10 protein-coding genes are annotated in these 12,204 nt (G+C 57.7%); 3 read left to right on the forward strand and 7 right to left on the reverse strand.

The window, feature by feature from the left end; translation table 11 throughout:
- Positions 1–22 precede the first annotated feature (22 nt).
- The 3 genes from A6A03_RS07705 to A6A03_RS07715 all read left to right on the forward strand — a co-directional run bounded on the left by A6A03_RS07705 (position 23) and on the right by A6A03_RS07715 (position 2,316).
- Complete coding sequence (locus A6A03_RS07705) at positions 23–1,330, forward strand: AAA family ATPase (protein WP_066785881.1); 1,308 nt, start codon at positions 23–25, stop codon at positions 1,328–1,330.
- A 6-nt stretch (positions 1,331–1,336) separates the two neighbouring features.
- The gene (locus A6A03_RS07710) at positions 1,337–1,900 is read left to right on the forward strand and encodes a hypothetical protein (protein WP_066785883.1); all 564 of its coding nucleotides are present in this window, start codon (positions 1,337–1,339) and stop codon (positions 1,898–1,900) included.
- 107 nt (positions 1,901–2,007) lie between these two features.
- Complete coding sequence (locus A6A03_RS07715; RefSeq protein WP_066785897.1) at positions 2,008–2,316, forward strand: hypothetical protein; 309 nt, start codon at positions 2,008–2,010, stop codon at positions 2,314–2,316.
- Positions 2,317–2,364: 48 nt separating this feature from the next.
- Here A6A03_RS07715 and A6A03_RS20340 read toward each other — a convergent pair whose 3' ends face one another.
- From A6A03_RS20340 to A6A03_RS07745, 7 genes are all read right to left on the reverse strand, one after another.
- Entirely contained in the window at positions 2,365–3,402 is a 1,038-nt protein-coding gene (locus A6A03_RS20340; RefSeq protein ID WP_066785902.1) for a c-type cytochrome, read from the reverse strand.
- A gap of 114 nt (positions 3,403–3,516) precedes the next feature.
- Positions 3,517–5,442: a PhoX family protein gene (locus tag A6A03_RS07725; RefSeq protein WP_066785904.1), complete on the reverse strand. Its 1,926-nt coding sequence runs from the start codon at positions 5,440–5,442 to the stop codon at positions 3,517–3,519.
- 266 nt (positions 5,443–5,708) lie between these two features.
- A complete protein-coding gene (locus A6A03_RS07730) occupies positions 5,709–6,761 on the reverse strand; it encodes a hypothetical protein (protein ID WP_066785906.1) in 1,053 nt (350 codons plus the stop codon).
- A 6-nt stretch (positions 6,762–6,767) separates the two neighbouring features.
- Positions 6,768–7,742: a sugar phosphate nucleotidyltransferase gene (locus tag A6A03_RS07735; RefSeq protein WP_066785908.1), complete on the reverse strand. Its 975-nt coding sequence runs from the start codon at positions 7,740–7,742 to the stop codon at positions 6,768–6,770.
- A gap of 3 nt (positions 7,743–7,745) precedes the next feature.
- Complete coding sequence (locus tag A6A03_RS19960) at positions 7,746–7,982, reverse strand: FmdB family zinc ribbon protein (protein WP_076798232.1); 237 nt, start codon at positions 7,980–7,982, stop codon at positions 7,746–7,748.
- 168 nt (positions 7,983–8,150) lie between these two features.
- Positions 8,151–8,363, reverse strand: coding sequence for a hypothetical protein (locus A6A03_RS07740; RefSeq protein WP_066785910.1), 213 nt, complete (start codon positions 8,361–8,363; stop codon positions 8,151–8,153).
- 54 nt (positions 8,364–8,417) lie between these two features.
- Positions 8,418–12,167: a DUF11 domain-containing protein gene (locus tag A6A03_RS07745; protein WP_066785912.1), complete on the reverse strand. Its 3,750-nt coding sequence runs from the start codon at positions 12,165–12,167 to the stop codon at positions 8,418–8,420.
- Positions 12,168–12,204: the final 37 nt, after the last annotated feature.

Raw genomic sequence — 12,204 nt, forward strand, 5'->3', positions numbered from 1 at the left:
TGTCAAGAATAGGGAGACGGATATGCGTGTTGACAGCATTATCCTTAGCGGCTTTAAGTCATTTCGCGAGCGCACTGAAGTTGCCTTGGGCGATTTGACCATCCTTGCCGGCGCTAATAGCGCCGGCAAATCAACCCTCATGCAATCGCTCTTGTTGATGAAACAGACGCTGGAAGCGAGTTATGACCCCGGCCCGCTGTTGCTTAGCGGCCCGAACATTATTTTCTCCAGCGCTGAGCAATTGTTTTGGAATGCACCGGGTGATCAAGCAAAAGAATTGACCCTTGGGATACGACTGAATAATGATTCGGAAGTGCGAGGATACGAAGTTGTTTTGCAGCGCCAAAAAGCTGCTACGCCACCATTACGTATTGTTCGCGCGGTTACTTATAATGGCGATTATCGTGCAGAAATTTCGCCAATATTAAGCCCAGAAGAGTACAGTCGTTACGAAAATGAGTTTCGCGCGATTGCCAAGATGTTTTTTTATCAGGATGACCAATATTCAGTCCGTATCAATGTAGGATTTGAGCGAATATTTTTACGCCTAGAAGCCATGTTAGGAAAGGCTGAACACGAAATCACTATTTACGACTCGCATTTTTCCAAAACACATGCTGCTCTGCAGAATGCCATCCTTGGCCTCATTCACGTGCCGGGATTGCGCGGCAACCCGCGCCGCACCTATCCGGTTACCGCAGTTGAGCATAATTTCCCCGGTCTTTTTCCCGACTACGTTGCCAGTGTCATCGCCACGTGGCAACGCTCTAACGCCAATGAAATCAAACAATTGAAAGAGGATCTCAAAGAGCTTGGCCTCGCGTGGAATGTGCAGGCGCGCAACCTCAACGATACCGAGGTTGAGATCCGGGTGACACGTCTACCGCGCGGCATCCGGTCTGGCGCGCAAGATATGGTCAATATTGCTGATGTTGGCTTCGGTCTATCGCAATCGCTTCCGGTGGTCGTGGCATTGCTCACAGCGCGTCCGGGGCAGCTTGTCTATTTAGAACAACCTGAAATCCATCTCCACCCACGGGCAGCATACCAACTCTCCCGCTTGTTGCAGCGCGCTGTTATGCGCGGCGTCCAAGTCGTGATCGAAACCCACAGCGAACTCCTGCTGTTAGGCTTGCAAGAACTGGTGGCCAATGGCCAATTTGGCGATAAAAAGATCCTCTTGCATTGGGTGCAACGCGATCAACGCGGCGCGAGTTATCTCACCAGCCACGAGTTGGATGAAAAGGGCGGTTTTGGTGATGTACCGGTTGATTTCGGATTGGTGAGTCTCGAAGCAATGCACAACTATCTGAGCGCTGCCGGAGGGTAAGGCGGTATGGGGTATGCCATTGTGATTGATGCCTCGGTCGCGCGCGCCGCCGGCGAGAGCGGCAAGCCTGAACCATCCGCCTGCCGCGCCACCCTGCTCGCAATGCTTACGCACAACCACAAAGTGGCGATGAGTGCGTCGTTGCGCAGTGAATGGATGAAGCCGCGACCAGATACGCACTCTCCCTACGCGACCGCCTTTGCCTTGCGCTGGTTAACGCAGATGCAAAGCCAACAGCGCGTCATTGAGATCAATGCTAGCCCCGATTCTGAAGCCTTGCGTCACCGTTGCATCGCTGCATTAGACCAGAACCCGCAGACAAAGACTTCAGCGCCAGCCGTGGCCAAAGATTTTCACCTCGTTGGCATAGCCCTCCAAAGCGACCGCCGCGTTGTATCACTTGACAGAAAGATCGTAACCCATCTCGCCTTGCTCAAAGACAGCACCCCTGAAATCTGCCCGATCATGTGGCTTCACCCCGTTCAGCATGATGCTGCTGAATGGTTACGCAACGGCGGGGTTGAGGATGAGCAGTACTATATCTGCCGTTCAGTCGGCCCGAACGAGTGACATGGGTGCAATGCCGGCAGATGGCTGGTAATACTGCCGTAACAACGATCAAGTAGAACATGCATACCACTAATTCTAAAATTGCATCTGATAATCAGGAGCTTGCTATGACACGCAACACTCGTGAAATGGCCGGCATGTTTATCTCGTGCATCGCCTGCATTGCGCTACTTTCTACCATCTTGCCCCAACTGCTGAACGGGATGATCGGGCTTATCCTGATCGGCGGCGCGCTGCTCAGCAGCGGATTGCTGGTGGTGAGCGATGTGATGGCAGGGCGCAATGCATTGAAAAGCATTATTGGTCTGGTTATCACTGGTGGGTTGACATACCTGCTGATAGCGGCGCCAATGTGGTACTTTTCGTCGCTAGCCAGCTCAGGAAAGTTGTTTGATCTCAGTTTTATGGTAAAGTAAAGTATCCATCCAGAATACGCTGTCTTTCTTCTGCCAACGAGAGCCTCGCTACTGATGACACACATGACACGGCAAATCCGGCACCGGTTCGTGGCGGTTGTCGATCTGATGCATGCTATGGCAAGTCGGGCAGCCAACCCGGCTTGGTGAACCGCGGTGGCAATCGTTGCAGGTCGGGTTGAGCGGATGCGGCATGCGTACCTGTTGCGGATGCAGGTTGTGGCAGTTGACGCAACCGAGGTATTGTTCCAACCCGGCTTCGCTTGCCACCGGCGGCACTGGCGTTGGTTCTGGCCCGGTCGTTGGGGTGGGTGGCGGCGGTGTTGGGGTTGGCGCTGGCAGTGGGGTATCGGTGGGCAGCGCTAGTGGCGTTGCCGTCGGTGGCACACTGGTTGGGGTGCTCGTGAACGCCGGTGACGGTGCGACGGTCGCCGAAGCTGTGGCCGTCACCTGCGGGGAAGGCGTGAACGTGGCGCTGGGCAAAGGCGACACCGTGGGAGTTGCGGCTGTCGTGGGCGAGCGCGTTAGCGTTGCGGTTGCGGTGGATGCGAGGGTTGGCGTTGCGGTTGCGGTGGGGAACAAGGTAGGCGACGCGGTTGGCGTGGAGGTGGGCGATAGGGTAACAGCGCCGCCAGCGACTTCGACCGCTTGTTGTTGCAACAGAAAATCAACCAGCGCCGCAATTTGCTCGTCCGGCAAGAGATTGCCGTAATCGTCGCCAACCACTGCACGCACGATTCCCCCTTGGTGGCCGGGGACGATAAACTCGTCATGGGCGCGGATCGACCGTTCAATATATTCCCGCGCGCTCATGCCGGGCATGCGTTCGCCGGCTCGCCGGCCAACCCCAGCCAAATTCGGGCCTACGCCTGACCTTCCGCTCGTATCGAGGGTATGGCAGGTCATACACGGCACGCCGCCAGCCAATGGCTGCCGGCCAAAGAAGAGGTCAGCACCGCTCACGTGTACCACCGGCGATGGGGTTGGCGATGGCGAGGCCGGTTGCTGTGAGGTGCAACCGGCCACCATGCCAATCAGCATTACACCGGCGAGCAAGGGGGTGATCCACGCCGGTATCTTTGTCATAGGATTGCTCCCGGATCCCGCCCGGTAGGGGCATTGCGCCGCAATGCCCCTACCGGGCGCCGCAATGCCCCTACCGGGCGCCGCAATGCCCCTACGGGCGGCGCAATGCCCCTCCTACGTCCCGATCACGCCGCTATCGAAGCGTTGCACCGTGATCACGCTGGGCCGCGGCAAGCCTTGCCGGTCGGGCCACGTGCTGATCGGGTTCTCGAAGGTGCCGCCTTCGCCGGGGTGCTGGATGGCGAGGAAGAGCGTGCGGTTGTCGGGGGTAAACTCTGGCCCGCACACCTCGCTGCCGGCCACCGACGAGAAGAACTGTTGCAGGTTGCCCCGCTGCGCACCGCTCACCGGCACGGCAAACAGACCATCGTTGAACTTGATCGCGCGCGGCGCGCCGTCGGTCGCAATCCACAGGTTGCCCTGATTGTCGAAGGCCACATTGTCGGGCGCACCCATCGGCGACACTTTGCTCTTGTCGAAGCCAGCAAAGTAGGTGTCTTCCTGTGTGGGCAAACCGGCGAGGATAAAGATTTCCCAGCGGAAGGTGGTGGCGGAATGATCATCATTCCGCTCGGTCAGCTCGATGATATGGCCCCACGCATTGTTGGCCCGCGGGTTGGCCGCGTCCACGCCGGGTTGGCCGCTCGCGCCGCGGCGGGTGTTGTTGGTCAAGGCGATGTACACCTTCTTGTTGGCCGGGTTGACCTCCACGTCCTCTGGGCGATCCATCTTGGTCGCACCCACGAGGTCGGCAGCCAAGCGGGTGTTGATCAACACGTCACCCTGCGAGCGGAAGCCGTTTTCCGGCGTCAGCGGGCCTTGCCCAAACACCAGCGGCAGCCACTCGCCGGTGCCGTCGGCGTTGAACTTGGCCACGTAGAGCACGCCATCGTCGAGCAGATTCATGTTCGCTTCGCGGTTGCGCGGATCGAACTTGCCATTGGTGACGAACTTGTAGACATACTCAAACTGGGCATCGTCACCCGAATAAGCCGCCACCCGGCCATCGCGCCCGATGGCGAAAGTCGCTGCCTCGTGGCGGAAGCGACCCAGCGCCGTGCGCTTCACCGCCGGCTTGGATGGATCATACGGATCGATCTCGACACACCAGCCGAAGCGGAACGCCTCATTCGGCTCTTTGGCAATATCGAACCGGCTGTGGAACCGCTCCCACTTGCGCTCTGACTCAGCCGCCGGCATGCCATAACGGCGATGCACCGCGTAGCGCGGGTCATTGCGGTCGAGGCCGTTCAAATTGGCGAAATACTGGTGGAAGTTCTCTTCACCGCTCACCACCGTGCCCCACGGTGTCTTGCCGCCGGCGCAGTTGTTGAGCGTGCCGAGGATCGCATCGGCGCCGGGATCGGCGCTGGTGCGCATCCACGGATGGCCGGCAGCCGGGCCGCTCAGACGGGTGGCGCTAAACCCGCTCACCCGGCGGTTGAAGCGCGAGTTGCGCACATAGCTCCACGTGCCGTCAGGCGCGCGCACCACTTCGACCACCGACATGCCGTGGGCAGCAATGCCGACATCCACCTGATTGCGGGTCGGATTCTTATCATCGTACTTCGGGAACATCAACTCTTCGTTGGTGTACTCGTGATTAACCACGAGCAGACCGCGGTTCGAGTTGTTGGAACCGTAGGGCAGCGGCAAGAAGCCAACAAAGTCGCAGTTGTAGCCAAACTGCTTGACCTGCGCCTCTGGCGTCTGCAACCAGACATCGAAATCAGGCGCATCAGCGCTCAGCGGCTCACCCCAGCGGATGAGGGTGCGGGCATAGTACCCTTCCGGCACCACCACATCATCGAAATTCGGATCGGTGGGCTTGATCGCCTTGAACTTCAAGCCGGGGTTAGCGGCTAGCGCCTCTTCGACGGCGGTCAGATTGGAACCGATCAAGGCCAGCGAACCGCCGATCGCCAGCGTCTTGAGCATACCGCGGCGCGAAATGCGCAGCGCCAATACCTCTTCCAGCGTCTGGCCAATACCGGCCTGCGAACGCACAATCCATTTGTCTTTCTCGTCGTGGCCACCCATAGCGTGAACGCCTCCTCAGTAAACACCAGTACAGGAGCCTGCGGTTGCCAACCGGGCAACAGGATTCTTGCCATTGGGATGTATACGTTCTGGGCAACCGTGATTATATGGAATGTTTATAAACAAGAATTGATGGAAATATGAAACAAAGATTAAGCAAAAATGATCATGGCATAACACGATCGACGCGAGCGAGGTGCGGAAACAAACAACGCCGCTCTCTGTACTGAGAGAGCGGCGCCAGAAACGACAGCGGGGATCAGGATTCAACAGCCAACGGCCCGGGCTAACTCCGGTCTGAGCGCAGCATTGGCCGGATCAAGCCGGGCCATCACCCGTTGCACCATACGGAAATCGTAGGCAACTTGGAGGTTGCGCGCCGGATCGGCAGCGAACAGACCATGACCGTGACGATCGAAGCTGTTCGCCAAGAACAGCCACATATCGCTATCGAGCGTGGTATCGGGCGAGAGACCATACCAGCGCAGGAAGCCGGCAATTTGCGCCGAGGGGCTCAGTTGCGGTAACTGCGGCCCGCCGAACACCGCGCGCAACCGATCGCGGGCTTCGACCACATCGCGGGCAGCGTCGCGGATCATGGCTCGTTGCAAGCCAACTGGAGGCGGCGGCAATTGGGGCGGCTGCCGCCGGTAGGCAGTGACATTGATCTGATGGGCATGGGCTAATAGTTGCGCATCGCGCACCGACAACTGGTTTGGTTGGTGAAACGTGGCAATGAACAACACATTCGGCGGCGCGGCTGCCGGCCTAGCAGCAACCGGCAACAGGTGCAGCCGTTCGTGCAAGTAATGGAACAACTCATCGGGGGCCAAACCATCAAACAAGACGACGTAAAGCTTGCCGGCGCCTTGCGGCGCTTGCGCTTCGCTCAGCACCTCACTCAACTGGCTATCGCCAAAGCGGGTATGGAGATCACGGTAATAGTCACGCTGGCCGCTCTGCGCCGTCCACTGCGCTGAACCAATGCGGACAAATTGGCCGGGGGCGTCACCAACCAGTGCTGCGACCAAATGTTGCACCAATGCTGCCTTACCGGCCCCGGCCCTCCCGCTTAGCACCACACACGGATAAGTCTTGAGCGACACGTACACAGCGGTCAACAAGCGTGCTTCGGTTGGATCAGCATCAACCTGCAACCGCCGGATCGTCTCTTGCTCGGCGCTCAGCATCGGATCCTGCCGTCTCACACCGGCCAGTGCTGGCGTCTGCCCGCTCGCGGGCAAGGCCAACTCCCAGCGGCCCCCTTTGGCCTCGCCGCGAGCGCCATTGCTTGCGGCATGGAAGTTGTAAGCAATCATAATGGTTCACCCGAAACGAATATCCGACATATCGCCGACATTTAACTCTTGGCTGACACCGCTCACATGGGCTCGATCACCGATTAAACTGCGAGTGATAATGACCGATTGGATCTGCGCACCGGCATTGACAATCGAGTCGCGCACAATCGCCTGCCGCACCACTGCGCCGTCGGCAATTGAGACGTACGGCCCCACGACTGCCTCTTCAATCACGGCCGTCGGCGCAATATTGACCGGCGGAATGATCACCGCATTCGGATACTCGGCGGCGCGATTGTGGCCATGTTCGAGCAGATAACGATTGGTATCGAGCAGCGACTCAATCGTGCCGCAATCTCGCCAGACCCGCACCGTCTCGGCGCGCAGCTCTTCGCCGCGGTCGATCATCACTTGCAGCGCATCGGCCAAATAGAATTCCCCCTTGGTCTGGATATTGTTCTCCATGATGTAGTCGATCGCCGACATCAACCGGCTCGCTTCAGGCACATAATAGAACCCGGCCACGGCCAGATTGGAAATCGGCTCGCTCGGCTTCTCAACCAGCCGCACGATCCGGCCTTGTTCGACCACCACCACGCCAAACCGGCGCGGATCATCAACCTCTTTGCAGTAAATGATGCCGTAGTCGGGATGCTCGTTGAGCCGTTCAATATCAAACTCAAGCAAACCATCGCCAAACACGATCAAGAGCGGGCCGGTCAATTCACGGGCCAACGCGATCGCATCAGCTTGCCCGCGCATCACCTTTTGCTCAAGAAAGCGCATCGGGTACGCATAATTGGCCCGCACAAACTCTTCGATCTGGTTGCCGAGATAGCCGACCACACAGATCAGCTCTTCAATCTGGAGGGGGGCCAAATAGTCAATAATATGCGCCAGCACCGTCTTACCGGCGACGCTGACCAATGGCTTGGGGCGAACAAAGGTATGCGGACGCAAGCGTGTGCCTAAACCGGCGGTTAAGATCATGACGCGCATACCTTAGCTCCTTGAGCCACAGCCGCAGCTACTGCAACTGCATCCGCCGCCGCTTGTCGTCGCAGCCGCCGCTGGCGCGGAAGCTTCGCCACGGCTATGCGCAGCAAAGAGCGACAGCCGGCGCTGTACATGGGTGCTCTGGCAAAAGGGACAGACAATATGCTGATCAGCCGCATTCATGGGCAGCAGCCGTTCGAACTGGCGCGCACAGTTCAAACAGCCATATTCGTACATCGGCATACATTCACCTCATTACGTCAGGGGAAGAATGCGGGCGGACATGGCCCACCCGCATTATACCACGGCGTTTTGCCCGCTAGGATAACGGTTTGCTTATCTTCACGATAACGTTACGCAAAGATTGAGTCACCTTCAGGCTAATCTCTTGCCCAGATGATGCACCGGCCATCACCGCAACTCGGGCAATTCGATCGGGTCTTCACGCGGTTCGCATGAACCGCAAAACAAGGCGCGGGCCGTCACGATCGCTTTATAACTGCCTTTGCGGTCAGCGTAAAGCGCCACGATATGCGGCATCTCTTGGGCATGCTCACGACAAACCGCACGCCCGCAAAAGATGCACGTGCCATGAGCCGGACGGTTACAATGCCAGCAATTCATGTCTGTTTCCCCAGATAGTAGGGGGCGCAGCCAATCCACGCCCCCACCAACTCGCTAGCGGGTAATGTACGGCACCCACATCCGCGGCAAACTGAGCAACACCGGCGCTTCCAGCAATTGGTTCGTAATCGGTGTCGAAGAGCTAAGAATTTCGACGGTGTTGTTCAAACCGCCGCTCACTTGCCCCGGATTGACCGTCACCCGGAAGAGCAGGGTCACGCGACCGGGTGTCGTCCCGCTTTGGGCCGGCACATTCAGGTTATTCCACTGTAGCACTGTGCGCCCGCCGGCTGAGCTAATCGCCGGCGCCGAGCCGCTGAGCATCGCGTTGTACACCAACCCTACCGGCAACACATCACGCAGGGTAACAGTAAAGGCGCTATCAGTCGGGTTCACAACCTCGATCTGGTAAAGGAAGGTTGGGTTGGGATCACCCGGAATGACAGGCGGTAGTGTCGTGATGCTCGCCGTCTTGGCAACTGCCGGCCCATCGACACACATGCGCACAGTCGGATCAACCTCGCCATCGGTGCGCGGAATGATACCATCAGGACTCGTCACTTCGGCACTCGTGCCCTGATCGCTCCAGACCTGCCCAACCTGCAACCAGATCGCCAGCGGCAATTCACTGACATTGCTCGCCGTCGGCTTTGCCGGCACGGTCAAATTGCGCCACACCAATTGGGTAGAACCAGCTTGCGCGCCGCTGGTGAGGCGAATGATGCTATCGGGTGCCGGCATCCCAGTATCTGGCCGCAGATAACTCAAGCCGATCGGCAGGGTCAATGTGACCGTTGTGTTACGATAAGCGATCGTATTCGTGTTGAGCATGGTCAAGGTGTAGAGGCGCTCTTCACCTGACACCGCGCACTCACTAATCCGTTCGATCCGGGGTGTATAGGTATGCAGCGGTTGGGTTGTCACCCGTTCCCATGCCACTTCATACGTATGGCCATCAATCGTGTAGGACACACAGCGACTGGTGCTGCGGCACGTGGCCGATAACAGGTTATCAGCCGTTGCCCGCGCATAGACATCTTGGGTGCCGATGATATCAGACGCTGCTGCCCGGAAGAGAATGTCAACTTTGCCATTGGCCGGTATCGGCGCCACATTCCATCGCACTTCAGTGCGGCCATCCGGTAGCGCACGCTGGCCGGCAAAGGCATACAATGAGCTATTGACCGTCTCGCTATAGAGATAGCGCGGCGGCAAGAACGCGTAGGCGCTCACGCCTTCCAAAGGTGCATTTGGATTAAGATTACGCACCGTTATGGTAAATAGACCTCGATCGCGCAACCCCAACGTTGTTCGTTCAGCCTTAATCTCGAAGTCGAGCCGGTTGCTCCCGCAGCGATAGTCAATGACCGCTTCAATCGGCGGTCGCGGTGTGACCCGGGTATTGCGTCCGGTCGTTGAGTCGAAAAAGTCGTAACCGACCGCATTTTTATATTTATCGGTCACGCATGGCGGATTGAAGAGCGTGCGCACCCGTACCGTATAGCTCTGGCCGGGAGCGATCGTCAGCGTTGGCCATGCCCATGTATTGCCACTGATATCAGGGGTTTGCTTGCCTGCCGGCAAATTGGTGAAAACAACACCCTGATATGCCAATTCAGACAGGGCGAAATCCACCAGACCAGCGGTATAGGTCGTCGTCGTTTCGGCATTGGTGATGATCAGCGTGAAGAACAGTTCCTGCCCACCGGGTGGCACCGGGCCAGTAATGATCCGGGTTGTGCCCAAATTGGCGCCGGCAGCGTCGCTAAAGAACTTACTCACCTGAATATTGGGCGTGATCCGCACACAGGCCTGCTTGCTAGCAAAGGCGATCTCTTCACCCGGCTGATTGGTATCAGGATTTATCAGAGCATTCTGCATGCGCGCTTGGTCGAGTTCATTGCAGTAGGTGCGGGTCTGCAACTGGCCGCGCGTGATCACGTTGTATCGAATGTATCGCGTCTCTCCCGGCGCAAGCGTGATGTTTTGCCAGCTCAACGTGGTGCGCACGAGCGACCCCACCGGGGTCGAGCCGATCGCTGGCTCAAAAGGCACGGCACTATCGAGATCGCCGTTATCAATCGTAGCGCTGCCGGTCACATAGGCAAAATCGGCTTGATTACCGGCTGGCAAGAGGTCATGCACCTCGATCCCAGTCATCGTGGTCGAACCATTATTGGTCAACGAAATGATGTACTGGAAGGGTTGATTATTGCGGGCAATGTACGTTGTGCCGCTCTTTTCAGCTTCAGAGTACTTGGCAACTTCCAACCGGGGCTCAACTTTAAACCCGCCTATATCGCTGCCGGCACACGTCTGCGGTACGCCAGCCGGCACAATCACGCTGCCTACTGTTGTACCAGAACCAGTGCCATTGCCAACCGTCGAATGGAGTGCCGTCACTTCAAACGAAAGACTCTGCTCGACCGCCGTATTGATATTGCCCGCCGGCATATTCAACGTCCAGATCAGAATACCGCCATTGCCGGCGCTTGGCGGCTGAGCCGAAAAAGAACCGACGTTACTGGCGCTATTAGGAACATAGCGCACGTTTGGTTGCAACTCGATCCTGACTTGTAACCCATTCAACGCCTGTGGCCAGTAGTTGCGCACTTTAAAGGTGAAGCTGCTCCGCTGACCAAAGATAACCTTCTGGGGCGAGCCAAAAGCGACTTCCACCGGCCGGCGCACAGAGTAGGTGATATCACCACTTATCGGCGCCAACGTGTAGCGCCCTTCAGCCGGATTGAGCTTAAGTGGCACTTCGTCGCTCGTCACATAATAGTCCGGCTTGCGGTTGGTCAAGCGCTCACATGGCTCGACATCGAGCTTGCGGAAGGTGACGAAAACATCAACTGATTCACCCCGTAACAGTTGAGGAATCGTCCATACTAACGCTGGCCGGCCATTGATCGTCGTGATCGTAGGCGGGAAATTGGTGCGTTCAGGCCCGCGCGCACTACTGACAAATTCGGCGCCCAAAGGCACAATATCGGTCAGTTGGACATTCGTGGCCGTAATTGCATCTTCGCGATCGACGTTGGTAAGGCGTAAGCGGTATTCGCCGGTTTGGGTAGGAAAGATACGCGGATTCAGACCGCTGGCAGTACGCTCTTTTTCCAGCCGGAAGAGCGGCCCCTCGACCAGCGCCGAGGCATTGGCGATCGCGCGCGCAGTGCTTTCGCTACCGACAAAGAATTCCGCTGAGGCTGATGGACGGCGCGGATCCTTGCCAAACACGGGATAGACAAATTCCGGCACACGCAATTTAATCTGGAAGCTGCCTTCAGTGCCATTCGCAAGCGTGCCATCACCAATGGTATAGGTAAAACCGCCCACGGCAGTCGTTGCATTGTAATCAGCCGCACCACTGCGGGTAATGGATGGCCCGCTCACATTGGTCGCCACACAAGCATTGGCGCCGCTGTCAAAGCAGTGTTGTTGGAATTTGTCAGGGTTGAGCGTGGTCGGTCGCGCGACGCTCCAGAAGTTCCACGTGATTTTAATCCGGGCATTGCTCAGCGTGGCGCCGCTATTATTACGGTATGTCACGGTGTAGGTCAAATCTTGACCACCGCGAATCCGGGCCGGTGAGGCCAAAATGGTGACACTGACGCCGCTCTGGGCCAACACAATCGGCGCAGGTTCTGTCGCCGGGCCGGCGAGCACTGCGCTGTCACGGGCCACGGTCGCTGGCATTGCAGCAATATTAGCCTGACGAGCTTGGACAAGATGCGTGTTCAGAGGGGCGAAAAGCAGCGAGAAGACCACCACCACAAACCACCATACGCTTTGCTTTGGCATACCTACTCCTAGCACGAATCGAATAACGTATATGCTG

It is taken from the genome of Chloroflexus islandicus (genome assembly GCF_001650695.1).
Classification (GTDB): Bacteria; Chloroflexota; Chloroflexia; order Chloroflexales; family Chloroflexaceae; genus Chloroflexus; species Chloroflexus islandicus.